This is a genomic window from Kitasatospora sp. NPDC001664, assembly GCF_053596675.1.
Genome location: NZ_JBSFGS010000004.1, coordinates 92,088 through 118,693, shown reverse-complemented (window position 1 = coordinate 118,693; position 26,606 = coordinate 92,088). Strand labels below are relative to the sequence as shown.

19 protein-coding genes and 1 tRNA gene are annotated in these 26,606 nt (G+C 73.6%); 13 read left to right on the top strand and 7 right to left on the bottom strand.

Features of this window, described 5'->3' with window-relative positions:
* Positions 1-8 precede the first annotated feature (8 nt).
* Both ACWCYY_RS07555 and ACWCYY_RS07550 read left to right on the top strand, forming a co-directional pair.
* Entirely contained in the window at positions 9-2,510 is a 2,502-nt protein-coding gene (locus ACWCYY_RS07555; protein WP_449795426.1) for a phosphoribosyltransferase, read from the top strand.
* A 28-nt stretch (positions 2,511-2,538) separates the two neighbouring features.
* On the top strand, positions 2,539-3,381 hold the full coding sequence (locus ACWCYY_RS07550; protein ID WP_449795425.1) for an HAD family hydrolase: 843 nt from the start codon (positions 2,539-2,541) through the stop codon (positions 3,379-3,381).
* Between the two features lie 21 nt (positions 3,382-3,402).
* Here ACWCYY_RS07550 and ACWCYY_RS07545 read toward each other — a convergent pair whose 3' ends face one another.
* The 6 genes from ACWCYY_RS07545 to ACWCYY_RS07520 form a co-directional block, all read right to left on the bottom strand.
* Positions 3,403-3,621: an FmdB family zinc ribbon protein gene (locus tag ACWCYY_RS07545; RefSeq protein WP_449795424.1), complete on the bottom strand. Its 219-nt coding sequence runs from the start codon at positions 3,619-3,621 to the stop codon at positions 3,403-3,405.
* Between the two features lie 84 nt (positions 3,622-3,705).
* Positions 3,706-6,321 (bottom strand): class IV lanthionine synthetase LanL, encoded by a 2,616-nt coding sequence (gene lanL / locus ACWCYY_RS07540; RefSeq protein ID WP_449795423.1) that lies wholly within the window; start codon positions 6,319-6,321, stop codon positions 3,706-3,708.
* The gene (locus tag ACWCYY_RS07535) at positions 6,303-6,470 is read right to left on the bottom strand and encodes an SflA family class IV lanthipeptide (RefSeq protein ID WP_345287628.1); all 168 of its coding nucleotides are present in this window, start codon (positions 6,468-6,470) and stop codon (positions 6,303-6,305) included. Before ACWCYY_RS07535 ends, lanL begins: the two co-directional genes overlap by 19 nt.
* 200 nt (positions 6,471-6,670) lie before the next feature.
* Positions 6,671-7,534 (bottom strand): PIG-L family deacetylase, encoded by an 864-nt coding sequence (locus tag ACWCYY_RS07530; protein WP_449795422.1) that lies wholly within the window; start codon positions 7,532-7,534, stop codon positions 6,671-6,673.
* Between the two features lie 130 nt (positions 7,535-7,664).
* A complete protein-coding gene (locus ACWCYY_RS07525) occupies positions 7,665-8,138 on the bottom strand; it encodes a DUF4442 domain-containing protein (protein WP_345287625.1) in 474 nt (157 codons plus the stop codon).
* A gap of 62 nt (positions 8,139-8,200) precedes the next feature.
* The gene (locus ACWCYY_RS07520; RefSeq protein ID WP_449795421.1) at positions 8,201-9,442 is read right to left on the bottom strand and encodes a hypothetical protein; all 1,242 of its coding nucleotides are present in this window, start codon (positions 9,440-9,442) and stop codon (positions 8,201-8,203) included.
* Positions 9,443-9,614: 172 nt separating this feature from the next.
* Here ACWCYY_RS07520 and ACWCYY_RS07515 point away from each other — a divergent pair.
* Positions 9,615-9,686: transfer RNA gene (locus ACWCYY_RS07515), tRNA-Val, on the top strand.
* A gap of 58 nt (positions 9,687-9,744) precedes the next feature.
* On the opposite strand, the gene ACWCYY_RS07510 is transcribed toward ACWCYY_RS07515, so the two are convergent.
* Complete coding sequence (locus tag ACWCYY_RS07510) at positions 9,745-12,675, bottom strand: AfsR/SARP family transcriptional regulator (RefSeq protein WP_449795420.1); 2,931 nt, start codon at positions 12,673-12,675, stop codon at positions 9,745-9,747.
* Positions 12,676-12,835: 160 nt separating this feature from the next.
* Between ACWCYY_RS07510 and ACWCYY_RS07505 the strand changes: the two genes are divergently transcribed.
* From ACWCYY_RS07505 to ACWCYY_RS07460, 10 genes are all read left to right on the top strand, one after another.
* Positions 12,836-14,356 carry a hypothetical protein gene (locus ACWCYY_RS07505; RefSeq protein ID WP_449795419.1) on the top strand — a complete coding sequence of 507 codons (1,521 nt, stop codon included), beginning with the start codon at positions 12,836-12,838 and terminating at the stop codon, positions 14,354-14,356.
* Positions 14,357-14,524: 168 nt separating this feature from the next.
* The gene (locus ACWCYY_RS07500) at positions 14,525-16,771 is read left to right on the top strand and encodes a glycoside hydrolase domain-containing protein (protein ID WP_345287533.1); all 2,247 of its coding nucleotides are present in this window, start codon (positions 14,525-14,527) and stop codon (positions 16,769-16,771) included.
* Positions 16,772-16,862: 91 nt separating this feature from the next.
* The gene (locus tag ACWCYY_RS07495; RefSeq protein ID WP_449795418.1) at positions 16,863-18,170 is read left to right on the top strand and encodes a transglycosylase family protein; all 1,308 of its coding nucleotides are present in this window, start codon (positions 16,863-16,865) and stop codon (positions 18,168-18,170) included.
* Positions 18,171-18,283: 113 nt separating this feature from the next.
* Positions 18,284-20,095 carry a CHAP domain-containing protein gene (locus tag ACWCYY_RS07490; RefSeq protein WP_449795417.1) on the top strand — a complete coding sequence of 604 codons (1,812 nt, stop codon included), beginning with the start codon at positions 18,284-18,286 and terminating at the stop codon, positions 20,093-20,095.
* Between the two features lie 200 nt (positions 20,096-20,295).
* Entirely contained in the window at positions 20,296-20,928 is a 633-nt protein-coding gene (locus ACWCYY_RS07485) for an RNA polymerase sigma factor (RefSeq protein WP_345287530.1), read from the top strand.
* A gap of 113 nt (positions 20,929-21,041) precedes the next feature.
* On the top strand, positions 21,042-21,752 hold the full coding sequence (locus ACWCYY_RS07480; protein WP_449795416.1) for a hypothetical protein: 711 nt from the start codon (positions 21,042-21,044) through the stop codon (positions 21,750-21,752).
* Positions 21,753-21,883: 131 nt separating this feature from the next.
* Positions 21,884-22,543: a DUF5701 family protein gene (locus tag ACWCYY_RS07475; protein ID WP_449795415.1), complete on the top strand. Its 660-nt coding sequence runs from the start codon at positions 21,884-21,886 to the stop codon at positions 22,541-22,543.
* A gap of 443 nt (positions 22,544-22,986) precedes the next feature.
* Entirely contained in the window at positions 22,987-24,351 is a 1,365-nt protein-coding gene (locus tag ACWCYY_RS07470) for a discoidin domain-containing protein (RefSeq protein WP_345287526.1), read from the top strand.
* Positions 24,352-24,353: 2 nt separating this feature from the next.
* Positions 24,354-25,631 carry an MFS transporter gene (locus ACWCYY_RS07465; RefSeq protein WP_449795544.1) on the top strand — a complete coding sequence of 426 codons (1,278 nt, stop codon included), beginning with the start codon at positions 24,354-24,356 and terminating at the stop codon, positions 25,629-25,631.
* Positions 25,628-26,599 carry a hypothetical protein gene (locus tag ACWCYY_RS07460; protein ID WP_449795414.1) on the top strand — a complete coding sequence of 324 codons (972 nt, stop codon included), beginning with the start codon at positions 25,628-25,630 and terminating at the stop codon, positions 26,597-26,599. Before ACWCYY_RS07465 ends, ACWCYY_RS07460 begins: the two co-directional genes overlap by 4 nt.
* The last annotated feature ends 7 nt before the right edge of the window (positions 26,600-26,606 follow it).

Below are 26,606 nucleotides of genomic sequence, written 5' to 3'. Positions count from 1 at the left end.
CAGGAGTCTTGGCAGTTCAGCAGGGAAATCAGGCACAGGCCGGCGCGTGGTCCGGTGAGGCGGCCGTGTGGTCCGGCGAGTGGGTCACCGAGCGGCTCGGGCTGCGGCTCACCGGCTCGCCCGAGCTGCCCGGGCTGATCGGCCTGGCGCTGCGGGAGAACCCCAAGCGGGCCCACCTGCTGGTCTCCCGGGTGCTCGGCAAGCACGTGCCGCAGCGGCCCGCCGTGGTGCACGGAGCCGGGCTCGAACTCGGCCTGCGGGTGCGGGAGTTGCTGGGGGACGAGGCCGCCTCGCGGGCGGTGGTGCTCGGCTACGCGGAGACCGCGACGGCGCTCGGCCACAGCGTGGCCGACGGCCTCGGCGCCCCGTACCTGCACTCCACCCGGCGGCCGGTGGCGGGCGTCGCCCCGGTCGGCGGCTTCGAGGAGGAGCACTCGCACGCCACCTCCCACCTGCTGCTCCCGGCCGACCCGGACTTCCTGCGCGGGGACGGTCCGCTGGTCCTGGTGGACGACGAGTTCTCCACCGGGCGCACGGTCCTCAACACCGTCCGCGCCCTGCACGCCCGGCACCCGCGGAGCCACTACGTGGTGGTCGCGCTGGTGGACCTGCGCACCGAGGCGGACCGCGCCGTGCTGGCCGCCGCCGCGGCCGAACTGGGCGCCCGGCTGGACGTGGTGGCCACCGCCTCGGGCGGCGTCGAGCTGCCGGACGACGTGCTGGGGCGGGCGGCGGAGCTGATCGCGGCCGCCGCCCCGGCCGCGCCGCCGGCCGGCTCCCCCGCGCCCGTGAGCCGGGTCGCGCTGCCCTGGCCGGCCGGGCTGCCGGAGGGCGGGCGGCATGGATTCTCGCCCGCTCATGCCAGTCGACTGTCCGCTGCTCTGCCGGAGTTGGCCGCCGCACTGGCCCCCTCGCTGGACGGGGCCGAGCGGGTTCTGGTGCTCGGCTTCGAGGAGCTGATGTACGCGCCGCTGCGGATCGCCGGTGCGCTGGACGACGTGCTGGAGGCCGAGGTCCGGTTCTCCACCACCACCCGCTCCCCGGTGCTGGCCGTGGACCACCCCGGCTACGCGATCCGCACCCGGCTGGCCTTCCCCGCCCACGACGACCCGGCCGACGGCCCCGGCGAGCGCTACGCCTACAACGTGGCGCCGGGCGCGGACGGTTCGGGCCGCTTCGACGCCATCGTCCTGGTGGTGGACGGCCCCGCCGACACCGCCGAGCTGCACCGGGGCCTGCTGCCCCAACTCCGCCTGGTCACCGACCGGGTGGTGCTCGCCGTCCTGCCGGTCAACGCTCCGTCCTCCGAAGGCTCTCCCATGCACCTCCCCGCCCCGCTGCACGGCCCCGGCTTCTCCTCCTACCCCGCCTCGGACGTCCGCTGGCTGCTCAAGGACCTCTCCGAGGTGGCCCTGGAGGCCCCCACCGAGGAGCGCGAGGAGGCGGTGCAGTCCGGCGGCGCGCACTACGCCGAGTCGCTGCCGGTCGAGTACCAGCCGAGCGCCGAGTACCAGGAGCTCTACCGGCAGGCGCTGGCCGCCTCGGTGGACCGGATGGCCCTGGCCGTCGGCACCGTCGCCGAGCTGCTGCGGGCCGAACGGCTCGGTGACGGGCGCGAGTTGGTCTTCGCCTCGCTGGCCAGGGCCGGCACGCCGGTGGGCATCCTGCTGCGCCGCTGGTTCGCCGCCTCGCACGGGCTGGACACCCCGCACTACGCGGTCTCGATCGTCCGGGGCAAGGGGATCGACCGGACCGCCCTGCGCTATCTGGCCGCCCACCACGACCCGGCACAGGTGGTCTTCGTGGACGGCTGGACGGGCAAGGGCGCGATCACCCGCGAACTCGCCGCCGCCGTGGCCGGCAGCGGCTTCAACCCCGAGCTCGCGGTGCTCGCCGACCCCGGCCGCTGCGTGCGCACCTACGGCACCCGGGACGACTTCCTGATCCCCTCCGCCTGCCTCAACTCCACCGTCTCCGGCCTGATCTCGCGCACCGTGCTGCGGGACGACCTGATCGGCCCGGACGACTTCCACGGCGCCAAGTACTACCGCGAGCTGGCCGGAGCCGACGTCTCGGCCGAATTCGTGGACGCGGTCGCCGCCCGCTTCGACGCCGTCCGCCCCGCCGCCGAGGCGGCCGCCCTCGACCTGGTCGCCGGGCCCGGGGCGGCGGACCGCACCCCGGACTGGGCCGGCTGGGCCGGGATGGAGCGGATCAGCGAGGAGTACGGCATCGGCAGCGTCAACCTGGTCAAGCCCGGCGTCGGTGAGACCACCCGGGTCCTGCTGCGCCGGGTGCCCTGGCGGATCCTCGCCCGCAAGGGCGCCGGCGCCGACCTGGAGCACGTCCGCCTGCTGGCGGAGCAGCGGGGCGTCCCCGTCGACGAGGTGGACGACCTGCCGTACTCCTGCGTGGGCCTGATCCACCCCCGGTACACCCGAGGCGCGACCGGCGCCGACGGCACGGCAGTACGGACGGACGGCCCGACGGCCGTCCAGGCAGCGCGGTAAGGGCCGCGCACCGATGACTGGAGCACTGATGAACCGTCCGTTCCTGGTCGCCAGCGACCTGGACCGCACCCTGATCTACTCCAACCGGGCCCTGGCCCTGGACGTGCCGGACCGGCTCGCCCCCCGCCTGCTCTCGGTGGAGGTGCACGACGGCAAGGCGCTCTCCTTCATGACGGAGCAGGCCGCCGGGCTGCTGGTCGAGCTGGTGCAGGAGGCGGTCTTCGTGCCCGCCACCACCCGCACCCGGGCCCAGTACGAGCGGGTCAACCTGCCCGGCCCGACGCCCGGTTGGGTCCCCCCGTACGCGATCTGCGCCAACGGCGGGCAGCTGCTGGTGGGCGGCGTACCGGACAAGGACTGGCAGGCCGAGGTGAAGTCCCGTCTGGTGGAGGGGAGTTCGCCGCTGGACGAGGTGGTCGAGCACCTCGCGCTGGTGGCCGATCCGGAGTGGACCCACAAGCGGCGGGTCGCCGACGGCCTGTTCGCCTACCTGGTGGTCGAGCGGGCCCAGCTGCCGGAGGGCTGGCTGGCCGAGCTCACCGGATGGTGCGCCGAGCGCGGCTGGTCGGTCTCGCTCCAGGGCCGCAAGGTCTACGCGGTGCCGGCCCCGCTGAGCAAGAGCGCCGCCCTGGCGGAGGTGGAGCGCCGGGTCGGCGCCGCCACCGTGCTCTCCGCCGGTGACTCCCTGCTCGACGCCGACCTGCTGCTGGCCGCCGAGCACGGCTGGCGGCCCGGCCACGGGGAACTGGCCGACAGCGACTGGACCGCGCCGGGCGTCACGGCGCTCACCCAGATCGGCGTGGCGGCGGGCGAGGAGATCGTCCGTCAGTTCCTGGCCAAGGTGCGGGCCGGGGCCCAGGCGCTCGCCTGAGCCCCGCGGGCCGACCTCCGGTCAGCCGCAGCCGCCGCCCCCGCAGCAGCCTCCGCCACCGCCGGCGGACTGCTGCGGGGCGCCGCCGCCCGAAGCGCCGGTGACGGCGACGGCGGAGAGCAGCTTCACGGTGTCCTGGTGACCCTGCGGGCAGACCGCCGGGTCGCCGGCCTGCGCCATCGGGCGGCTGAGTTCGAAGGTGTCGCCGCAGGAGCGGCAGCGGAAGTCGTAACGAGGCATGACGGCAGCGTACCCACTCGCTGCCGCACGGCCGCGCCCGTCTCTCCGTTCCGCTGCCCCGGCATCAGTTCCGCTGTCCCGGCGTCAACCGGGCAGGCCGAGGCGGAGGCCGCCCCGCTCGTGCAGGCGCCGGAAGAAGCCGAGCACCCCGGCGGAGCCACCGGCCCAGGTGGCGCTCGGCCGCGTCAGCCCGGCATCCGGGAAGACCGGGCGCTCCGCGGGCCCCCCGCTGCGGCTCAGGATGATCGCGGCGACGGTCTCGGCCGCGTCCCAGTACTCCTGATCCTGCGCGGCCACGGCGACGTCCACCAGGAGCTCGCCCACCCCGGCCAGCCCGCAGCACTGGTTGACCAGCGGCATGCGCGGTGCCAGGGCGGCGGCGGTGCGGGCGGCCCGGCGGGCGGGTGTCAGGTGCTCCGGTTCGCCGAGGCGGTCGGCGGCCCGGAGGAGCACCGTCCCGATCCCGGCCAGCCCCCGGCACCAGGAGCCGTAGCGGCGGGTCGCCCCCGGGGCCGTCGCCGCCGCGATCACGGCGGGCGTGACGGCGGCCAGCTCCGCGCAGGCCCGGCGGGCGAGCTCGGTGGCCTCCTCGTCGCCGGTCGCGTGCGCGAACTCCAGGAGGAGGAGCGCGACGCCCGCGTCCCCGTGGGCCAGGCCCTGGCGCAGCGCGGCGTCCCCGGGGCGGGGCTTGGCCGCCGGCGTCAGCCGGGCCTCGCCGGTGGCGAGCATCCGCACACAGGCGGCGGCCACGGCCCGGTGGCCGGTGGCGGGGGAGAGGCGGTCGAGCAGCAGGTGGGCGAGGCCGATGCCGGCGACGCCCTCGATCAGATCGGCCTCCGGCGGCCCGCCGTCCACCCCGTGGGCCGGCAGGACCGACCGGTCGTGCCGGGGACGCGAATCGGAAGGCGGCTCACCTGCAACCGAGGCTCCGTCAGTCAGTCGCAGGTGCTGCCGTTCCCCCGCGCGCAGTTCCCCGCGCCCCTGGCGCGCCTCGGCGAGGAAGAGCTCGACGCCGGCCCGGCCGGAGTAGAAGGACGGCGACAGCTCCCGCTGCTCGGCCTGACGCGCCGTCCACTCGGCCAAGGCGCCCACGGCCTCCCGCACACCGGGCCGGTGCAGGTGCCGGAGCAGTTCCAGCCCCAGCCCCGCGCTCCCGCCGTAGACGTCGACCGGCGTCGGGACGCTCGCGCGGGCGGAGAGCACCGGGTCCGCGATCCGCAGGGCCTCCTCGGTGCAGTAGGCGGCGGTGTGCTCGACGATCTCCTCCAGGAGCCCGCCCTCGACCCGCCGCCGGGCCACCGTCCGCAGCGGCCCGGTCGTGCGGCGCGGCCCGGTCGTGCGGTGCGGCCCCTTCCGCAGCCGTGCGGCCCCCGCGGCGCGCTCCGCCGGGTCGGGGCTCGTCAACTCGCCGATCACCGACCGGATCCAGCGGTGCTCAGTCTCGGGCAGCGCCCAGGCCAGCCCTTCGAGCGTCCGCTCCCGCCGCACGGCAGGGGCCGGGTCGACGATCACCGGATCCAGTCCGGTGGCGGCGAAGCCGATGGTCATGCCCAGTGCGTAGTAGTCGTCGTCCGGCCCCTGGCCGGGCCCGGTGGGCGCGCCGTAGCCGGGCGTGCCACCCTCCGGTCCCGCGCCGTCCCGGCTGCTGATCCCGAAGTCGACCACGTGGCACCGGCCTTCGGCGTCGAGCACCACGTTGTCCGGCTTGAGGTCGCGGACCACCACACCCCGCCGGTGCACCTCGTCCAGGATCCGCAGCAGCTCCGCCGCCCACTCGGCCACCCCGCGCCCGTGCCGGGGCCCGTGCCGCAGGACCTCCCGCCGCAGGTCGCGGTCGCCGCAACTGGTGGTCACCAGGTACTCGTCGGTGCGGTGCCGGAAGTAGTCGAGCGCGCGGGGCACGCCCGCCACGCCGTCGAGGGCGGTGAGCACCGCGTGCTCGTTCCGCAGCCGGTCCCGGGCGTCCGCGCCGGACTCGTCCTCGGCCACGTACGCCCGCGCCTGTTTGACCACCACGGCCTGCCCGGTGGTGAGGTCCTCGGCGCGGTAGACGTTCCCCTGCGGCCTGCGCGCGATCCCGCCGGTGACGCGGTACCGTCCGCCGCCGAACCCGCCGTTCCCCTCGGCCGGTTGACGTCGCCCGGCCCGCTGCTCGAAGGGGTCCTCGGCCCAGGGCGGGCAGCGGTAGGCCGCGGTGGCCAGCCCGTCGAAGACCCGGCCGTCGGGGCCGGTCATCACGGACTCCAGCCGGCCGTTGCGGCCGGTGCGGTACTCGCCGGTGAAGGGGCCGTAGCGGTAGTAGACGGGGGAGTGCGGGTCGACCCGCCGGTCGCTGACGATCTGCGGGCCCTCCCGGCCGCGCAGTACGGCGACGAGCTCGTCCGCCAGCTGGAGCACCGTCCCCGGCGCGGGGTAGACGGTGACCGCCTTGCCGACCGAACCCGCGCTCAGCACACCGGAGTTGAGGTTGCGCAGGGTCTCCTGGTCCTTGGCCCACTTCGCGTGGCAGACGTGGCGCAGCAGCACCGGCAGGATCAGCTCCGTGACGAGGTCGAGCTCGCCGGGCCGGGCCGAGACGTGCAGTTTCCAGCCGTGGTCCACCGCCGGCATCCGCCGGTCCGTCAGATACGACCAGGTGTCGTCCGAGGACCTGCGGCGGCCGGCGGTGGACCCGGCCACGATCAGGAGTTCCAGTCGCACGCCACGCGCGTGGTGGCAGTCACCCACGGCTCCGCGAGGCAGGCGGTGGCCTCGTGGTCGCTGCGGTCGTCGTCCTCGAAGGCGAGGAACTCGTCGTCGACCGACAGCGGGCCCGCGTCGCGGATTTCGGTGATCACGGCAGTGGACATGACGCCTCCAGGTCTTGTCGCGCGTCCGGCGACGGCGCTGGTCGCGACCGTCGCGGCGGCCGGCCGGGTGGGGCCGGCTCCTGATCCACGAAGGTAGGTACGAATGGTGCACCTGACAAGGGGTCAGGTCACAACTGCCTCACGGAAGCGTCACGTTGATGAAGGAACGGTGCGGTCCGCTTGGGTGTCCGAGGTCCGCGTCAGCGCAGGCCGGCGAAGAGGTCGTCCTCGGGAAGAGGCGCCCCGGTGGTGTCCTGCACGCGGACGAAGGTCTCGATGCCCATCAGCTCGGTGAACCGCTCCTTACCCATCTTGAGGAAGAAGATGTTCTCGCCCTGGCTGGCGTGGGCGGCCAGCGAGTCGAACTTCTGGCCGCCGTACTCCCGGGTGTCCACCCAGGTCTTGATCTCCTCGTCGGGCAGCCCGATCTCCGGCATCTCGGGGGAGTCGGACTGCACCGCGCCCTCCTCCACCGCCTCGTCCAGGGTCGGCTCCTCCCAGTCCGAGCCGAGCTCGCGCATGACCTCGCCGAACTTCTGCATCCCGGAGCGCGGCATGGTGGTCCAGTAGACCTTCGCCGGGATGCCGGTCAGCTCCACCGCCGCCATGGTGATCCGGTGCGCCTGGATGTGGTCGGGGTGGCCGTAGAAGCCGTTCTCGTCGTACGTCACCACCACGTTCGGGCGGTACTTCTCCATCAGCTCGGCGAGCCGGCCCGCGGCCTCCGCCACCGGCGTCTGCCAGAACGCGCCGGGAGCCTCGTTGTTCGGCCAGCCCATCATTCCGGAGTCGGCGTAGCGCAGCAGCTCCAGGTGGCTGATGTTCAACACCTCGCAGCTGGCCCGGAGTTCCTCCTCCCGGATGGCCGCCACCGCCGCCGGGTCGTGCCCGGGCTCGCCCGGCTTCACACCGCCGGGGCCGTCGCCGCAGCCGCCGTCGGTACAGGTGACGAGCACGGTGCGGATGCCCTCCGCCGCGTACCGCGCCAGCACACCACCCGTCCCGGTGGCCTCGTCGTCGGGGTGGGCGTGCACAGCCATCAGGGTCAACGGCCGGTTGGTCATGGGAAACGTCCTTCGATGCTCGGTCCGCGATCACAAGATCTCTGCGTCCGAGTCTGCGTCATCCCCCTGTCGGTTCGCGCGCAATATCGCCAGGGCGGACGTGGTCGTCGAAGTCGGGCTCCGCGCCGGCTCAGGCCTCGCGGCGCTTCTCCCGGACGTAGACCTGCTTGCGCACCCGGGCCACCACCGTGCCGTCGGCCGCCAGCACCTCGGTGTCGAACCAGACCAGCGCCTTCTTCCCCTCCGCCGTCAGCTCCTTGATCTCGGCGATCCGGTCCTCGGTCAGGACGAACTCGGCGAAGACGTCGCCGCGCCCCGGCGAGACGAAGTCGATGGTGGCGGCCGCGTCCCAGACCACGTACTCACGGCCCAGGTTCTGCATCACCAGCAGCATCCAGAACGGGTCGGTCATCGCGAAGATCGAGCCGCCGAAGTGGGTGCCGACCCAGTTCCGGTTGAACCAGCGCAGCCGCAGGCGGACCTTGGCGGAGCGGTAGTCGTCGGAGACCGCCAGGACCCGGATGCCGGCGAACAGGAACGGCGGCCAGAAGTTGATGCCGCGTCGGAAGGTGGTGGCGGTGACGTTGCCGCGCTTACGTGCCATGGGGCGACTCTAGCAAGGAAGTTACTTGCCAGTAATGTGACGGCCGTCACCCTGCTGGGGGGCTACGCGTGGGTGCCCCGGATCATCGCCACCACCCCGGCGGCGCTCTCCTTCACCGCGGCCAGCTCGGTCAGGAAGTGCCAGTAGTCCGGGTGCCGCCCGGACTCCTCCAGCTCCGCCACCGCCCGGTCCAGCCGCGCCACCGCCGCGTCCAACGGCGCCGCGTGCCGCGGGTCCGGCGTCTGCCGCCCCGCCATCGCCAGCCGCTGCGCGTCCCGGATCGCGAACCGGGCCTGCTCGATCTCCCGGTGCGGGTCGTGCGCGACCTCCTTCAACTGCCGCACCCGCCCGTGCACCGCCGCGATCCGCCCGTCCGCCTCGTCCAGCACCGCCCGGACCGTACCGATCGCCGCCGTCGCGTCCGGCCAGCGCTGCTCGTCCCGCGCGGTCGTCGCCTCGGTGAGCTTGGCCCGCGCGGTGCGCACCGCCTCCGACGCCTGCTCCGGCACCTGCTGCAGGTCCTGCCAGCACGCCGCGCTGAACCCGCGCCGCAGCTCGCTCAGGGCGGGCGCGACCGTCTCGGCCTTGGTCTCCAGCGCCTGGATCCTGGTCCGCAGGCTGCCCACCCGGCGGTCGATCTCCCGCGCCTTCTCCGGCAGCTGCTCCGCCGCGATCCGCACCGCGTCCGCCCGCAGCCGCACGTCCTCGGCCCGCTGCAGCGTCGGCTCCACGCCGTGCCGGCCCGCGCCCTCGTTCAGCTTCGTCAACTCCGGCGCCAACTGCGCCAGTCGGGCCGCCAGATCGTCCGCCTTCAACCCCGCCGCCCGCACCTCCTCCAAGGCGGTGGTCGCCCCCAACAGCGCCTGCTTCGCCTGCGCCACCGCCGGCGTCACCCGCATCAGCCGGCTCTCGGCCTGGTCGATCACGGGCTGCAGCCGCGCCATGAACGCGGTGAGCTCCCCCTTCGTCGCCGTCAGCCGCCGCTCGGCCTCGCCCAGCCGCTGCCGCGCCTGCTCGGCGACGCCGCCGTCCAACTCCTCGTCGTCCAGGTCCTGCGCGTCCAGCGCCCCCAGGTAGGCGACGGTGACCTCGTTCACTCGGGCGCCGAGCTGCTGGAAGTCCGCGACCGCCTGACGGGCCGTCTGCTCACCCCCCGCGGCCTTCACCGTCTCCACCGCCAGCTCGGCCTCCCGCTGGGTCGAGTCCAGCTCGTAGAACGCCTGCTGCGCCGCGTCCCGAGCCGCCCGGGCGGCGTCCCGCCGGCCGTCTCCCCGCCGCCACCAGCCGCCACCGGCCACGCTCACGCCACGCTCCCTGCTACCCCGTCCACTGCACTCCGCCCCATTCTCGCCGATCACCCCACGATCCAGGCACCCCCTCCGGTCCCATACCCCGGAACCCTGCGGCGGACCACGCCCCGGACCAGGTACTCTTGTCCCTCGTCGTACGCCGCCCCACGGTGGCAGCACGCGACACGGGCGCATAGCTCAGCGGTAGAGCGCCGCCCTTACAAGGCGGATGTCGGCGGTTCGAAACCGTCTGCGCCCACGGTGAAGATGTAGGTCAGGGCCCCTTCGTGCACGGTGCGGAGGGGCCCTGACGCGTGTCAGGCGGCCTCGGCCGTGGTGATGAGGGTGCGGAGTTCGGCGGTGGTCTCGGGGTCGAGGGGGGTCAGGAGGTCGAGGGCGGTGCGCCACTGGGTGAGGGCGTGGGTGGGGTTGCCCTGGTCGCGGAGGACGAGGCCGTAGGCGTGGCGGGCGAGGCCCTCGCCGTAGGGGTCGGCGCGGGTGGTGGTGCGGTCGAGGAGGTCGCGGGCGGCGGTGGCGGCCTCGTCGAGGTGGTGGAGGCGGTGGAGGGCGTCGACCAGGCCGAGGCGGGTCTGGCGTTCGGTGGTCCAGTGGGCGGAGCCGGCGGGGAGGGCGAGGGCTTCGCGGAAGTGCTGGAGGGCCTCGGCGGGTTCGTCGAGGCGGAGGTGGGCGCAGCCGATGTTGCAGAGGCCGGCCATCTGGACGCCGGGGGTGCCGGAGCGGCGGCCCGCTTCGATGCTGCGGCTGTGGTGGCGGATGGCGAGGCGGGGGTCGGTCTTCTCGGCGACGTTGCCGAGGCCGCTCAGGGCGAGGGCCTCGTTGTGGGCGTCGCCGCGTTCGACGGCCAGGGCGAGGGCCTCTTCGAGGGCGGTGACGGCTTCCCGGTCGCGGCCGAGGGCTTGGAGGAGCATGCCGCGGTTGTTCAGGTTGAGCTGTTCGCGGACCACGTCGCCGAGCTCTCGCCAGAGCGGGACGGCCTGGTCGATGAGGTCGAGGGCGTCGGCGAAGCGGCCGGCGTCGAAGTGGGAGCCGGCCAGGTCGCCGAGGGCGTGTGCCTGGGCGAGCAGGTTGCCCTCGCGGCGGGCGACGGTCAGGGCGGTGCGGTTGAGCTGGGAGAGTTCGGCGGTCCGGCCGCGGGCGCGGAGGTAGGGGAGCAGGGCCTGGACCAGGGTGAGCAGGGACGAGGAGTCCCGTTGCTCGCGGTCGGCCTGTTCGACCAGGGGGACCAGGTTGACGCATTCGACGTCGCCCCACAGGAGTGCGGTCTCCTCGTCGGGGGAGCCGTCCCCGCCGGGGAGCCGGCGGTGGTGGTGGAGCTCCGGGGCGAGGGCGAGGGCCGAACGGCCCGCCTCGGCGGCGTACCAGCGGAGTGCGGCGGAGGCCAGTTCGGGGCGGCGTCCGCTCTCCTCGGCCAGTTCGCGGGCGAAGTCGCGGACCAGGTCGTGCGGGGCGAAGCGGTCGAGCCGGATCTCGTCCAGCAGGGCGACGTCCACCAGGCGGTCGAGGGCGGCTGCGGCCTGGGCCCGGCTGGTGCCCAGGGTCCCGGCCAGTTGGGCGGCCGAGTACTCGGGCAGGTTGAGGGAGCCGACCGCGAGCAGGGCGTCGGCCGCGCGCCGGTCGAGCCGGCGCTCGGAGTCGAGCAGGACGCGGTGGGCCAGTGCGAGGGACTGACGGATGCTCAGGTCGTCGAGCTCCAGCTGGTCGAGCCGGTCCTCGTGGTCGGTGAGTTGGGCGACCAGGCTGCGGACGGGCAGCGCGTCGCGGGCGGCGAGGCGGGCGGCGACGATGCGCAGGGCGAGCGGGAGCCGGCCGCAGAGGCCCACCAGGCGGGCCAGGTCGCCCTGCTCGAGGGTCACCACCTCGCGGTCGGCGGAGGTGCGGCCGGAGGCGACGGCCACCAGGGCGACGCTCTCCGCCTCGCTCAGCGGGGCGAGGCGGAGGTGTGCCGCGCCTTCGAGGGTGAGCATCGGCGAGCGGCTGGTCAGCAGGACCGCGCAGTCGGGGCCGGCCGGAAGCAGCGGGCGGACCTGGGCGAGCCCGGCGGCGTCGTCCAGCACCAGCAGGGTCCTGGTGGGGGCGAGGGTGCCGCGCAGCAGGGCGGCGGCGGCCTCCGGGTCGGCGGGGACGGTGCCGGGGTCGACGCCGAGGCCGCCCAGCAGGGCGGTGGCGGCCTGATGGGTGGTCAGCGGTGTCAGGCCGGAGGTCGCGCCGCGCAGGTTGAGGAAGAGCCGGCCGTCGGGGAAGTGCTCGGCCAGCGCGTGGGCGCAGTGCACCGCGAGTGCCGACTTGCCGACCCCGGCCATGCCGCTGACCACCGCGTACCGCGCGCGTCCGGTGTCGCGCAGCAGGGCGTCTCGCAGGGCGGTGAGGGGTTCGGCGCGGCCGACGAAGTGCATTGGCGCGGAGGGGAGTTGGTCGAGGACGGCGCGGGGGGTGGGAGCGGAGGGAGTTGAGGGAGGGGTGGTGGGGCGGGAGGGCTCGGGGGCGGAGGGCTCCTCGCTCAGCACCAGCTGGTGCAGTTCGCGCAGGGCCGGGCCCGGCTCGATGCCGAGCTCCTCGATCAGGGTGCGGCGCAGCCGCTGGTAGACCGCCAGGGCCTTGGCCCGCTGGTCGCTGCGGTGCAGGGCGAGCATCAGCTGTCCGTGGAACGCCTCCCGCAGCGGGTGCTCGCCGACCAGGCCGGTCAGTTCGGCCACCACCGCCTGCGGACGGTCCAGCTGGAGCTCGGCCCCGAAGCGCCACTCCAGCATCTGGAGCCGGTCCTCCTCCCACTGCTCGCACTGCGGCTGGAAGTCCGCGGCCAGCTCGGGCAGGTCGAGGAGCGGCGTGCCGCGCCACTGGCCGAGGGCGGTGGCGGTCTCGGCCAGGACCCGTACGGGGTCGTCCGCCGCGTGCGCGGCCCGGGCCCGTCGGACGGCCTCCTCGAACAGCCTGGTGTCCAGCTCCTCGTCAGCGACCCGGAGCAGGTAACCGGCGCGGACGGCCCGCAGCCGCTCGCCCTCCTCGTCGCCCAGGGCCTTGCGCAGCCTGGCGACCAGGTTGCGCAGTGACTGCTCGGCGGTGCTCGGCGCGTTCTCGGCCCAGAGGGCGATCGTCAGCCGGTCCAGGGAGACCGGCTGACCGGCGTTCAGGAGCAGGACCGCCAGCAGGGTACGGGCCTTGAGTCCCCGGACCGGACAGTCCCGGTCCGCGTCCTGGGCGAGCAGACCGCCGAGCAGTCCGAAGCGCATGTTCTAGGGCCCCCGCTAGCTTGATCTGACCTGGTCAGCGACCGGATAACGCCTGTTCTGACGGGATGTTATCTCCCGATTATCGGCCGCCCGCATTCTTTTCCCGTCGGAGGTCGCCCGCGTCAGGAGCGGCCCCGGTCGTACAGCTCGGGGGAGAACGATGCTCAACACCCGTACCACCCGCCGCAGTGCCCTCCGCCTGGGCGCCGGCCTGACCGTCGCCCTGGTCACCGCACCTCCGGCCCTGGCCAAGGTGCCGATCGGCCCCGGCGCCTTCGGGGACCAGGGCGGTGTCGGAATCTGGGGCAGCCTGCCGCTGGTCAATCAGATCGACGAGCGCGCCGACGTCATCGCCCGCGCGGAGTCCTGGGTCGGCAAGGGCCTGGTCTACTCGTCCGCCGGCACCTACGGCCGGTACCGGACCGACTGCTCCGGCTTCGTGTCGATGGCCTGGGGCCTGGCGACCTCCCTCGACACCACCACCTTCGTCCCGTTCGGCATCGCCACGGCCATCGACAAGGACCAGCTCCTGCCCGGTGACGCCCTGCTCAACGACTCCGCCGGCGCGGACGGGCACGTGGTGCTCTTCGACTACTGGGTCGACTCCTCGCGGTTCGCCTACGTCGGCTACGAGTTCACCCCTGCGGGCGTCCAGCAGCGCACCATCCGCTATCCGTACGAGTCCGGCAGGGGGACCTTCCGTCCGGTACGGGCCAACTGGGTGGTCGGATCGGTCGCCCCGAGCCTCAACCCGGACGAGTTCGTCCACAACATCCGTCTGGCGAACGGAAGCTGGACCCCGTACCTGCAGCTGCGGGGCATCGGGAGTGCCCCGACCTTCAGCGGTCCGGAGGCCGCCGTCGCCGGCCTGCCGGACGGCAGCGCCCAGGTCGTGGGCATCGGCAACGACGGCAACGTCTACCACCAGATCCGCGGCACCGCGGGAGCGTGGAGCGGATTCGCCCCGCTCGCGGGAGTCGGGGCCGCCAGGATGCAGGCGAGCAAGGTCGCCATCGCGGGTCTGCCGGACGGCACGTCGCAGGTCCTGGCGGTCGGGAACGACGGCAACGTCTACCACGAGCACCGGCTGACCGACGGCAGCTGGACCGGCTTCGCCCCGCTCGAAGGGGTCGGTACTCCGAGGATGCAGGCCCGCGAGGTCGCCATCGCGGCCATGCCGGACGGTACGTCGCAGGTCCTGGTGATCGGCAGTGACGGCGACGTCCACCACCAGACCCGGCTGACCGACGGCAGCTGGACCGGCTTCGCCCCGCTCGAAGGCGTCGGTACTCCGAGGATGCAGGCCGGCCGGATCGCGATCGCCGGCCTGCCGAACGGCACCGCCCAGGTGGTCGCGACCGGGAGCGACGGAAACGTCTACCACCAGACCCGGCTGACCGACGGCAGCTGGACCGGCTTCGCCCCGCTCGGCGGCTACCGCGGCGCCTCCAGGATGTGGGCCGACTCCATCGCGATCGCCGGCCTGCCGGACGGCACCTCGCAGGTGCTGGTGGTCGGCAACGACGGCAAGGCGTACCACCAGGTCCGCTTCACCGACGGCACGTGGGCCGGCTTCGCGCCGGTCCAGGGCTTCGCCCTCGCGCCCGACCTCCCCGCCACCCGGGTCGCCATCACCGGAATGCCCGACGGCTCCAGCCACATGGTCGTCACCGCCCGCTGACCCGCGCCCGCCTGACGAATCGCGCCCGACCCCCGACTCGCGCCCGACCTCCGACTCGCATCCACTGCCGCCGCGTACCCGCCGCCGACTCGCATCCGCTGTCGGCCGGCACCCGCCGTCGGCACGTCGGCCTCCGCACCGGGGGCCCGCACGCACAGGAGCAACCACGTGAACCTGAACAGACTGAGCCTGGGCGCGGCCGGTGCCGCCCTGGCACTCTCCGCCGCAGTCCTCTCGCCCGCCACCGCCTCCGCCCTGACCTCCGCCGGTTCCGGCCCGGACGCGCACCGGGCCCCGGAGCGGAGCGTGAGCTACCTGGGGCACACCTTCCGCGTCCCGGCCGACTGGGAGGTCATCGACCTCACCGCCGACCCGCACGCCTGCGTGCACTTCGGACGCTCCGCCCTCTACCTCGGCGACCCCAGCGACTCCCAGGACTGCGGCACGCGCGTCGTGGGCCGTACCGAGGCGCTGCTCGTCCAGCCCGACCGGGACGCCGCCACGGGCACCGCCCGGACCACGGTCAACACCACCGGTCAGGAGATCCACGCGGTCGGCGGCGGGGTCCGGGTCACCGCCGCCTACGGTTCCGACCATGCCCTGGTCAGCCGGATCCTGGCCGGCGCCGACCTGCCCACCGAGACGGTCGAGTCGGCCGGGGCGGCCGGGACGGCGGCCCCCACTCCGCAGCGAACCACCGCGCGGCGCGGAGCCACCGCCGAGTCGGCCGCGCCGGAGGAGGTGGGGACGGTGGCGGCGCCGCAGGCCGTGGCCGCCGTCCCGGCCGCCAGCACCAACTACACCGGCAAGGGCTTCGACGCCTGCGCAGCCCCGAGCGGCACCACCATGAACGGGTGGATGGCCGACTCCCCGTACGGTGCGGTCGGCATCTACATCGGTGGAAACCGCCGGGCCTGCCCCCAGCCGAACCTGACGGCCGCCTGGGTTCAGCAGCAGGCCTCGGCCGGTTGGCGCTTCATGCCGCTGTACGTCGGCCCGCAGGCGACCGAGCTCAGCTCGCCCGCCGCGCAGGGCGCGGCCGCCGCCGACGACGCCGCCAACCAGGCGGCGAGCCTCGGGTTCGCGCCCGGCAGCCTGCTCTACTACGACATGGAGAGCTACTCGCGCGAGACCTACTCGACCAGGGTGCTCACCTTCCTGTCCGCCTGGACGAACCAGCTGCACGCGCGCGGCTACACCTCGGCCGTCTACAGCAGTTCCTCCACCGGCATCGCCGACCTGGTCGCCAACGTCAACGGCTACGCCATGCCCGACGCCGTGTTCGCCGCGAAGTGGAACAACGCCGCGGACACCAACGACTCGGTGCTCCCCGCCGGTTACTGGAGCAACCACCAGCGGGTCCACCAGTACGCGGGCAACGTGACCGAGACCTGGCACGGCATCAGCATCAACATCGACCGCGACTACCTCGACGTACAGGTGGCCCCCACCGCTCCCACCACCCCCACGGTCCCACCGGTGCCCTCCGGCAGTTCGTTCTTCCACGGCACCCGGCTGGCTGACGGTCGTTGGGCGGGCCTCGGTGCCCTGAACGGGGTGGGTGACGCTCCGTTCTTCGTGGGCTCCGAGGCGGCGATCGCGGGGATGCCGGACGGCAGTGCCCAGGTGGTGGGCATCGGCAACGACGGCAGTGTCTACCACCGGACGCGGCTGGCGGACGGCATCTGGACCGGTTTCGCGCCGCTCGCGGGCGTCGGTTCGGCGTCGATGCAGGCGAGTTCGGTCGCCATCGCCGGTCTGCCGGACGGGAGTTCGCAGGTGGTGGCGGTCGGCAGCGACGGCAACGTCTACCACGAGTCCCGCTCGCCGGACGGCAGGTGGACGGGCTTCGCGCCGCTGGCCGGTGTCGGGACCTGGTCCATGCAGGCGAGCAGGGTGGCCATCGCGGGCCTGCCGGACGGCACCGCGCAGGTGTTGGCGGTCGGCAACGACGGGAACGTCTACCACGAGTCCCGGCTGGCCGGTGGCAGTTGGACGGGCTTCGCGCCCTTGGCCGGTGCCGGCACGGTGGCGATGCAGGCGCGCGACGTGGCCATCACCGGTCTGTCGGACGGCACCTCGCAGGTGCTGGTGGTCGGCAGTGACGGCAACGTCTACCACGAGCAGCGCATGAGCAGCGGTGACTGGACGGGGTTCGTCGCGCTCGAAGGTGTCGGCACCCCGACGATGCAGGCGAGCTCCGTCTCCATCGCCGGTCTGCCGGACGGGAGTTCGCAGGTGGTGGCGGTCGGCAACGACGGCAACGTCTACCACGAGGCCCGCCGTGCCGACGCCGGTTGGAGCGGCTTCCACCCCATCGCCGGTTACGGCGGTGCGCCGACCTTCAACGGGCCCCGGGCCGCGATCACCGCCCTGCCCGACGGCTCCACCCAGATCCTCGCCATCGGCCGCTGAACCACCGGCCCTTCGGTACCGCTTCCCCAGGACGCCGGCCCGCCACCGTTGTGGCGGCGGGTCGGCGTCCGCCATGTCCAGGAGACATCAGATGAGTTCACGCACCATCAGGCCGCCCCGCTGGGCGGTGGCCCTGGCCCTCTCGGCCGCCGCCGTTGCGGGCGCCGGCGGCAGCGCCCAGGCCGCCTCGGTGGCGACCTGGGACAAGGTGGCCGCCTGCGAGAGCGGGGGCAACTGGAGCATCGTCAACAGCACGCGCGTCTACTACGGCGGGCTGCAGATCACCCTCGCCAACTGGAGCCACTACAAGGGCACCGACTACGCTCCGCGGCCGGACCTCGCCACCAAGAAGCAGCAGATCCTCATCGCGGAGAAGATCCTCGCCGACCAGGGCCCCCGCGCCTGGCTGTCCTGCCTCGCCGGCACCGGACTGGCCACCGACCACGCGGACCCCTACCCCCCGGCGCCCGGTTCCGGCGCGTTCTTCCACGCCGGCCGGCAGCCCGGCGGCGCCTGGTCGGGGCTCGGCGCGCTGAACGGCGTGGGTGGCGCCCCGTTCTTCAGCGGCTCCGAGGCGGCGATCGCGGGGATGCCGGACGGCAGCGCGCAGGTGGTGGGCATCGGCAACGACGGCAACGTCTACCACGAGGTCCGTCTGGCGAACGGACGTTGGACCGGCTTCGCGCCGCTCGGTGGTGTCGGGACTGCGGCGATGCCGGCGCGCAAGGTCGCCATCGCCGCTCTGCCGGACGGGAGTTCGCAGGTGCTCGCGGTCGGCAGTGACGGGAACGTGTATCACGAGTCCCGCCTCTCCGACGGACGTTGGACGGGCTTCGCGCCGCTCGACGGTGTCGGGGCGCCGATGATGCAGGCGAGTGACGTGGCCATCGCGGGGCTCCCGGACGGCACCGCGCAGGTGCTGGCGGTCGGCAACGACGGGAACGTCTACCACGAGTCGCGGCTGGCCGGTGGTGCGTGGACGGGCTTCGCGCCGCTCGACGGTGCCGGTGCGCCGACCATGCAGGCGAGCGATGTGGCCATCGCGGGGCTCCCGGACGGGAGTTCGCAGGTGCTCGCGGTCGGTGGCGACGGCAACGTCTACCACGAGTCCCGTCTCTCCGACGGACGTTGGACGGGCTTCGCGCCGCTCGACGGTGCCGGTACGCCGACCATGCAGGCGAGCGATGTCGCCGTCGCCGGTCTGCCGGACGGCAGTTCCCAGGTCCTGGCGGTCGGCAACGACGGCAACGTCTACCACCAGGTCCGGCGGACCGACGCCACCTGGAGCGGGTTCCGGGCCATCGCCGGTTACGACGGTGCGCCGACCTTCAACGGCCCCCGGGCCGCGATCACCGCCCTGCCCGACGGCTCCACCCAGATCCTCGCCATCGGCCGCTGAGGCGAGTCCTCACCCAAGCAGTCCGCACCCAGGCAGTACGCCCACTCCGCCGCGCGGGATCGCCCCGGCGGAGCGCTCATCCTCACACCACACCGATACGGAGAACCCGTCTCATGTCGAATGTCCGAAACATCACCAATGTCCGCAAGATCAGCCAGGCCGGCCTCGCCGCCCTCGCGGTCGCCGCGTCCTTCACCGGCCTGACGGCGGCTCAGGCCCACGCGGACACCGCCACCATCGCCTCCGTCGCCAACGGCGAGCTGGGCAACGGCCCGTGCGCCCACGACGGCTACGTCGCCGGCAACCACGCGTCGGACTCCTGCGGCGCCGGGGGCCAGAAGGCGGAGTCCTGGTGCGCCGACTTCGCGGGCTGGGTCTGGGAGCGTGCCGGAGCCACCCACACCAGGGACCTGTCCAGCGGCGCGGCGAGCTTCTACGACTACGGTCGGCGCTACGGGACGCTGCACAGCTACCCGCAGGTCGGCGACGCCATCGTGTACGACTTCAACAGCAGCAGCGACTGGGCCAGCCACGTCAACCTGGTCACGGCCGTCGGCAACGGCTACATCAGCGTGGTCGGCGGAAACCAGGGAGGCGGCAACGGTCGGGTGACCGGGTACAACGTCAACGGAGCCGGGGTCGGCACGGTGGTCGGCGGGCAGCGGATCAGCGGCTTCATCTCACCGGTCTTCTCCACCAACACCAATCCCTCCGCCCTGCCGAGCGGCACCCTGGTGAAGTCCCCGGCGGGATCGACCGTCAAGGTGATCGTCAACGGGGCCGGGCTTCCGGTCGCCGGTTCGGACGTCGCCCCCGACCACTACGACCTCAGCCGGATCGTCACGGTCGAGGACGGCGCCTTCAACTCCCTCCCTGCGGTTCCCCCGTCCGGCACCGTCGTGATGGACCAGGCGGGCGGCGACCCCTCCCGGTACGTGGTCGTGGACGGCACGGCGCTGCCGATCAGTGGCAACGACTGGACCACGGGCGGCTACAACTCCCGGTCGCTGATGGGCGTTCCGAGCTCCTGGCTGAACTCCGCCCGGCAGGGCACGCTCGCCACTGGGCTGGTCCTGATGGACGAGTCCGGCGGTGACCCGTCCCGCTACGTCATGGTGAGCGGCTCGGCGCTGCCCATCGCGGCGGGGGAGTGGTACGCCGACGGCTACAACACCCGCACCCTGATGGGGGTGCCCGGCGACTGGCTGAAGGCCGCGGCCGCCAAGACCCTGCCGACCGGCACCGTGCTGATGGACCAGTCCGGCGACGACCCCGCCCGGTACACGATGGTCAACGGGGCCGCCGCACACATCACGGCCGACGAGTGGTACGCGGACGGCTACAACAACTGGCCGCTGATGGGCGCGCCCGGCGAGTGGCTGAAGGCCGCGGCCTCCCGGCCGGCGCCGGACGGCACCCTGGTCACGGGCCAGGGCGAGGGCAGTGCCGCGGTGTACGTGATGGTCAACGGGTCGGCCCTTCCGGTGACCGCCGACGAGTACTACGGCGTCTGGAGCGGCGGGCCGGCCGTGGGCGCACCCGAGCAGTGGATCGCCGAGAGCGCCGCCAAGCCGCTGGCGGACGGCACGGTGATCAAGAACGCCTCCGGCGGTGACCCGTCCGTCTACGTGATGGCCGGCGGCAAGGCCGTCCTGCTCGACAGCGCGAACTACACGGGGCTCGGCTACGACCAGCGGCCGCTGCGCGGCGTCCCCGGGACCTGGGAGGCCGTCGCCGTCGCCAGGACCGCCCCGGCCGACGGGACCATGCTGCTCTCGCCCGACGGCGTCACGGTGTGGATGGTCGTCAACGGTGGCGGCAAGCGCGCGATGAGCGCCTCCGAGTTCGGTCAGGGGGGCCACAGCTTCGACGCGGTGGTCGCGGTCCCGGCCGCGCTCACCGCGAGCCTGCCGACCGTCGGGTGACCCCGGCGCGCGACGGCGCGCGCCGGTACGACCTGTGAACCGAGCCCCGGACCGCGTGCGGTCCGGGGCTTCCCACGTCCTAGGCTCGTGGTCCCGCGAGCACGTGACGACCCGTCCGCCCGCGGGTGTGTGACGGGGGTCACGGGAACTCGTGGGGGCCGGGTACCAGAGGGATGGGTGTGGACTATTCGGATCCTGAGATGCGAGCGCGGGTGCGGGCCGGTGACCGGGACGCGTTCGGGCGGCTCTTCGACGCGTACGCGCGCGCGGTGTACAACCACGCGTACCGGCTCACCGGGGACTGGTCGGTGGCGGAGGACGTGATGTCGCTGACCTTCCTGGAGGCGTGGCGGCAGCACGGGAGGGTGAGTGAGGAGGGGGGCTCGCTACGGCCGTGGCTGCTGGGGATCGCCACCAATCTGGTGAGCAATCAGCGGCGGGCGGCGCGGCGGCACCGGGAGGTGTTGGCGCAGGTGCCGCCGGCGCCGGAGGGGGTGCCGGACTTCGCGGAGGAGTCGGCCGGGCGGATGGACGACGCGGTGCGGATCGCCGCGGTGCGGGAGGCGTTGGCGAAGCTGCGGCGGCCGGAGCGGGAGGTGCTGGCGCTGTGCGTGTGGGCGGGGCTGGAGTACCAGGAGGCGGCGGAGGCGCTCGGGGTGCCGGTGGGGACGGTGCGGTCGCGGCTGTCGCGGGCCCGGGCGAAGCTGCAGCGGCTCGCGGAGGCGGCGGAGCGGAAGGAGCGGCGAAAAAAGGTGGAACTCCCTTACGCCCGGCACCAGATGAAGAGTGGGACCGCGACCGCGGGCCTGTCCACCGAGGAGGCACACCAGTGAACGCCGATCAGCGGCCGGAACCGGTCGAGCGCGACGGACTGCTCGGGCGGCTGCCCGCGCCGGCCGAGCGTGATCTCCCGCCGGGACGTCATGCACTCCACCGGGAGCTCTTGATGAGCAAGATCGACGCCGACACCCCTGTCACCCCCGCCACCCCCGCCGCCCGGCCCCGGCCGGGGCTGCGCCGCCGTCTGGCCTTCACCCTGGCCGGGGCCGTCGCCCTCGGGGCGGTGGTGGGCGGGGTGACGCTCTACGACCTGGTGGCCAGCCCCGGCACCGGAAGCGGTGGCCCGCTGGGCTCCGCCGAGATCGTCAGCTGGACGGCCAAGCCGGCCCAGGTGGACACCAGCACGGGCCAGGGCGCCAAGACGCTGAAGTGGTGCCTGAAGGCGATGGAGGGGCCGGGCGGGGCGGACAAGGTGACCAACGCCGACCTGCGGGGCAAGGTGACGTCCATGGTCGTCACCCGGGGCAGCACCGTCGCGCTCTGCTACGTCGCCCCGGACGGCGAGGGCGGCTTCTGGGAGCTGGTCGGCCAGGTGCCCGCCCTGGCGCCGAACGCCATCGCCTACGACACGGGTGGCTCCCACGGCGACGGCGACCAGATCTTCAACTACGCTGCGGGCTTCGTCGGTTCGGACGTCAAGGCCGTCACGATGACGGCTCAGGGCCGGACCTTCGAGGTCACCGTGGAGAACGGCCGCTGGACGGCCTGGTGGCCGGGCGCGGAGAACAACCGCGGCGGCTCCGTCGACTCCGCCGTCCTCACCCTCGTGGACGGCACCACCCGCACCGTCCCGCGTGCCGGGATGCAGACGGGCTGAACGGCACGGGGCGGGCGATGGCGACGGTGCGTCAGGTCGGGGCGGGAAGAATCCCGCGGGGATCGGGAACAGGGCGGGGCGGTGCTCCGTTGGGTACCCAGTCAGCTGATCCGGACTTCCTGGGGAGTGTCTTGCCCGACCTTTCGACCCGTTTCGCCGTGACCGCTCTTCCCTCGCTCCTCGCCCAGGCGGAACGCCTGATCGAGCTCGGGGTGCACGACCTCGCGGGGCTGTCCGCGGAGGAGGTGAGGACGTTCGCCGCCGCGGCGCACGGCGTGGAGGGGGAGGTGCTGCTCGCCGTCCACCCCGGGCGGGCGCCGGCCTCGGCGCTGGCGCCGCTGCTGCGGCACGAGGGGAAGCCGGGCTTCGTCGTGGTCGACATGACCGACGTGGACGAGTTCGCGCCGACGGGGGTGGAGCTGCCGGAGGGGCCGCTCTACCTGGTGGCCGCTCCGGACCGGGGTGACCACCTGGCCAACTGGAGCCCGGAGGAGGCACTTCCGGCCCTCGCGGCCGAGGACCGCACCCCGCTGCTGCTGACCGAGGGCATCCACTGGCTGCTCCAGCAGCCGGAGGTGCTGGAGCGCAACCGGTGCTTCATGACGATCGGCTCGCGCCTGCGCAAGCCGAAGGGCACCTTCGACGCCCGGACCCCGGCGATCTGGGTCAGCAACGGCACCGGCCGGGACGGCCGCGAGCGGCGCGACGCGCCCAAGGTGGGCTGGTGCTGGTGGGGCAACCGCCACACCTGGCTGGGCTTCGGCTCGACCACCGGGCGCAGCGCGGGCTGATGCGGCGGCCCCGGCCCGACGTCGGCGACGGCGTCGGGCCGGGGTCGGGCAGCGAGGGTGGTGGCCGCCGCCGGGGCGCGGGCCGCGGGACGCGGTGGTGACGGCTCCGCCCGCTGTCAGGAGTTCGTCGAAGGTGTGCATGGGAGCGGCGCGGCAGGGGAGGAACGGAGGGTGCCCCCGGGTGTTGGAGGGCAGTGACGGAGTGTCAGAAAGTGCAACCACGGCGTGCCGTCGGAGTACTGGTAGGAAAGTTTCCTTTCTACTAGTCTGCCGAACGGCGGCCCGGCGCGGCGCCCGTGACCGACGGGGCGTGACGTGCTCAGTGGGAGAGCTCTGACCCGGCCGCTGCGGTGATGTGTGCGGACACCGCTCCTTGCCGGCCCGCGACCCGGGGTGCCGGTCGACCAGCTCTCCTACGTTTCCGAAGGTCAGGGAGTCCAGCGATGAGACTGGGTGGCTCGGTAAGGCCTGCTCACGTCGGGGTGTTCGCCGCGGTGTCGGCGCTGCTCGGCGGTCTGTTGTTCGGTCTGCCCGGCAGTGCCGGTGCGGCGGCCGATCCGGTGATCTCCAAGGGGAAGGCCGCCACGGCGTCCTCCACCGAGGGATCCTCGTACGCGGCGGGGAAGGCGTTCGACGGCAGTACGTCGAGCCGGTGGGCGAGCGAGGAGGGCAAGGACCCGCAGTGGCTGCGGGTGGACCTCGGGGCGAGCTCCAACGTCTCGCGGGTGAAGCTGAGTTGGGAGGCCGCGTACGCGAAGGCGTACCGGCTGGAGGTGTCGGCGGACGGGTCCACCTGGACCTCCGTCGCGACGGAGACGGCCGGCAACGGCGGCACCGACGACTGGACGGGGCTGTCCGGCAAGGGTCGCTACGTCCGGATGTACGGGACGGCGCGCGGCACGAGCTACGGCTACTCGCTGTTCGAGATGGAGGTGTACGGGACCCCGGACGGCGGCGGCACGCCGACCCCGAGCCCGTCGCCCAGCCCCTCCACCAGCCAGCCGGCCGGCGGGTTCACGGTGGTCGCGGCGGGTGACATCGCGGCGCAGTGCACCGCGAGCGACAGCAACTGCGCGCACCCGAAGACCGCCAAGCTGGCGCAGCAGATCAACCCGAAGTTCTACCTGACGATGGGTGACAACCAGTACGACGACGCCCGGTTGCAGGACTTCAAGAACTACTACGACAAGACCTGGGGCGCCTTCAAGGCCAAGACCCACCCCGTCCCGGGCAACCACGAGACCTACGACCCGGCCGGTTCGCTCTCCGGCTACAAGTCGTACTTCGGCGCCATCGCCTACCCGCAGGGCAAGAGCTACTACAGCTTCGACGAGGGCAACTGGCACTTCCTGGCGCTGGACTCCAACGCCTTCGACCAGAGCGCCCAGATCGACTGGCTGAAGGCGGATCTGGCGGCCAACAGCAAGAAGTGCATCGCCGCCTACTTCCACCACCCGCTGTACTCCTCGGGCGGCCACGGCAACGACCCGGTCTCCAAGCCGGTGTGGAAGATCCTCTACGGTGCGAAGGCCGACCTGATCCTGAACGGCCACGACCACCACTACGAGCGCTTCGCCCCGCAGGACCCGGACGGCAAGGCGGTGGCGGACGGCATCGTCGAGATCGTCGGCGGGATGGGCGGCGCCGAGCCGTACCCGATCGAGCAGATCCAGCCGAACAGCGAGAAGCGGATCAGCGGTGACTACGGCGTGCTGAAGCTGGACTTCACCGACTCCGGCTACAGCTGGACCTACGTCGGGACCGACAACAAGGTCAAGGACACCAGCCCGAAGTACAGCTGCCACTGATGATGTACCTGGCCACCACCGGCCGGAGCACGGACGCGCAGCCCCGCCCCGCCGGGGCGGGGCTGCGCGTCCCCGGCACGGTCGTCGCGCTCGGGGCGGTCAGCCTGGTCACCGACGTCTCCTCGGAGATGGTCACCGCCGTGCTGCCGCTCTACCTGGTGCTGGGGCTCGGCCTCTCGCCGCTCCAATTCGGTTTCCTGGACGGCCTGTTCAACGGGGCCACGGCGCTGGTGCGGCTGCTCGGCGGCCGCCTCGCGGACCGCGGCGGCGGGCGGCACAAGGCCGTCGCCGGAGCCGGCTACCTGCTCTCGGCGCTCTCCCGGCTGGGCCTGCTGCTGGCCGGCGGGGCGGCCGGCGGGATCGCCGCGGCCATGGCAACGGACCGGCTGGGCAAGGGAGTCCGCACCGCTCCCCGGGACGCGCTGATCACCCTCAGCGCACCGCCGCAGGCCCTCGGCCGGGCCTTCGGGGTGCACCGGGCGATGGACACCACGGGGGCGCTGCTCGGGCCGCTGGTCGCCTTCGCGGTGCTCTGGGTGACGGCGGATGCCTATGACGCGGTGTTCGTGGTGAGCTTCGCCACCGGGCTGCTCGGGGTGCTGCTGCTGGTGCTCTTCGTCCCGGCCGGGCTGCCGGACGCCTCGATGCCCGCTCCCGCTCCCGCGCCCGCGCCGAAGCCCCGGACGAGCGCCAGGCCGAAGGTGCTCGCCGACCCCGCCTTCCGCCGGGTGGTGTACGCCGCCGCGCTGCTCGGGGCCGCGACCATCGGCGACTCCTTCCTCTACCTGCTGCTCCAGCGCGGCCTGGACCTCACCCCCGCGCTCTTCCCGCTGCTGCCGCTCGGCGCGGCGGCGGGCTACCTGCTGCTGGCCGTCCCGGCCGGCCGGCTGGCGGACCGGATCGGCCGTCGGACGCCGCTGCTCTACGGCCACGGGGCGCTGCTGGCGGCCTACTTGGTGCTGCTGCTGCCGATGGGGTGGCCGACCGTGGTGCTCACCCTGGCCCTGCTCGGCGTCTTCTACGCCGCCACCGACGGCGTGCTGATGGCACTGGCCGGGCCGGCCCTGCCGAGGGAGGGACGGGCCGGCGGTCTCGCGGTGCTGCAGACCGGCCAGGCGCTGGCCCGGCTCTGCGGTGCGGCGGGTTTCGGTGCGGCCTGGACGTGGTGGGGGCCGCGTCCGGCGCTGGCCGTGGCGGCGGTGCTGCTGGCCGCCGCGGTGGCCGCCGCCTGGCGGATCCTGCCCGAACCGGGCACCGGTGGAGAGGAGTTGGGTGCATGAAGGCGCGTCTGATCGTGCTGACCGTCGCCGTCCTGGTGCTGCTGGGCGGCTCGCTGGGGTACGTGCTGCACGCCCGTCAGCGGGACGGCGGCCACCAAGTCCTGGCCGCCGCGAGCACGTTCACCCTGGACGAGGCGGGCCTCTACTACCGCGACACCGCCACCGGGCGGGTCGGGCGGCGGGGCGGGCCGCCGGACGGGCCGTCCTGCGAGCGGTTCTACGCCTCGGGGGACCGCGCGCTCTGCCTGCGGGCGATGCCGGGGGTGCCGGCCCGGACCCAGGCGGTGGTGTACGACCGCCGGTTCTCCGAGCTGCGGACCGTGATCGTGCCGGGCATCCCGAACCGGGCCCGGGTCTCACCGTCGGGCCAGGTGCTCTCCTGGACCTCCTTCGCGGTGGGGGACTCGTACGCCGCCAGCGGTTTCTCCACCCGGACCTCGGTCCTGGACCTGCGCACCGGCTACCTGATCAAGTCGGTCGAGTCGATCCCGCTGACCGTGGACGGCGTCCGCTACCACGCGGCCGACGTGAACTACTGGGGCGTCAACTTCGCGGCCGACGACAACCGCTTCTACGCCACCGTCTCCTCCGCCGGGAAGACCCACCTGGTCGAGGGCGACCTGCACGCCTGGTCGGCCCGGACCCTGCGGGAGAACGTCGAGTGCCCCTCGCTCTCGCCGGACGGCACCCGGATCGCCTTCAAGAAGAAGGTGTCCGCCGACCCGGTCGCGCCCTGGCGGCTGTACGTGCTGGAGCTGGACGGGATGAAGGAGCACGCGCTCGCGGAGACACACAGCGTGGACGACCAGGCGGCCTGGCTGGACGGGGCGACGGTCGGGTACGCGCTGCCGGGCAAGGACGGCAAGGGCAGCGACGTCTGGGCGGTGCCGGCGGACGGGAGCGGGGAGCCGCGGCTGACGGTGCCGGGTGCCTCCTCGCCGGTGGCGGTGGCCGCCGCACCCCGCTGACCTGGGA

Excerpts from the sequence above, each read along its gene's own strand:
- ACWCYY_RS07550 (WP_449795425.1), top strand. The coding sequence starts at position 2,539 with ATGAACCGTCCGTTCCTGGTCGCCAGCGACCTGGACCGCACCCTGATC.
- ACWCYY_RS07545 (WP_449795424.1), bottom strand. The coding sequence starts at position 3,621 with ATGCCTCGTTACGACTTCCGCTGCCGCTCCTGCGGCGACACCTTCGAA.
- ACWCYY_RS07535 (WP_345287628.1), bottom strand. The coding sequence starts at position 6,470 with ATGTCCACTGCCGTGATCACCGAAATCCGCGACGCGGGCCCGCTGTCG.
- ACWCYY_RS07530 (WP_449795422.1), bottom strand. The coding sequence starts at position 7,534 with ATGACCAACCGGCCGTTGACCCTGATGGCTGTGCACGCCCACCCCGAC.
- ACWCYY_RS07525 (WP_345287625.1), bottom strand. The coding sequence starts at position 8,138 with ATGGCACGTAAGCGCGGCAACGTCACCGCCACCACCTTCCGACGCGGC.
- ACWCYY_RS07510 (WP_449795420.1), bottom strand. The coding sequence starts at position 12,675 with ATGCGCTTCGGACTGCTCGGCGGTCTGCTCGCCCAGGACGCGGACCGG.
- ACWCYY_RS07505 (WP_449795419.1), top strand. The coding sequence starts at position 12,836 with ATGCTCAACACCCGTACCACCCGCCGCAGTGCCCTCCGCCTGGGCGCC.
- ACWCYY_RS07495 (WP_449795418.1), top strand. The coding sequence starts at position 16,863 with ATGAGTTCACGCACCATCAGGCCGCCCCGCTGGGCGGTGGCCCTGGCC.
- ACWCYY_RS07490 (WP_449795417.1), top strand. The coding sequence starts at position 18,284 with ATGTCGAATGTCCGAAACATCACCAATGTCCGCAAGATCAGCCAGGCC.
- ACWCYY_RS07485 (WP_345287530.1), top strand. The coding sequence starts at position 20,296 with ATGCGAGCGCGGGTGCGGGCCGGTGACCGGGACGCGTTCGGGCGGCTC.
- ACWCYY_RS07480 (WP_449795416.1), top strand. The coding sequence starts at position 21,042 with ATGAGCAAGATCGACGCCGACACCCCTGTCACCCCCGCCACCCCCGCC.
- ACWCYY_RS07470 (WP_345287526.1), top strand. The coding sequence starts at position 22,987 with ATGAGACTGGGTGGCTCGGTAAGGCCTGCTCACGTCGGGGTGTTCGCC.
- ACWCYY_RS07465 (WP_449795544.1), top strand. The coding sequence starts at position 24,354 with ATGTACCTGGCCACCACCGGCCGGAGCACGGACGCGCAGCCCCGCCCC.
- ACWCYY_RS07460 (WP_449795414.1), top strand. The coding sequence starts at position 25,628 with ATGAAGGCGCGTCTGATCGTGCTGACCGTCGCCGTCCTGGTGCTGCTG.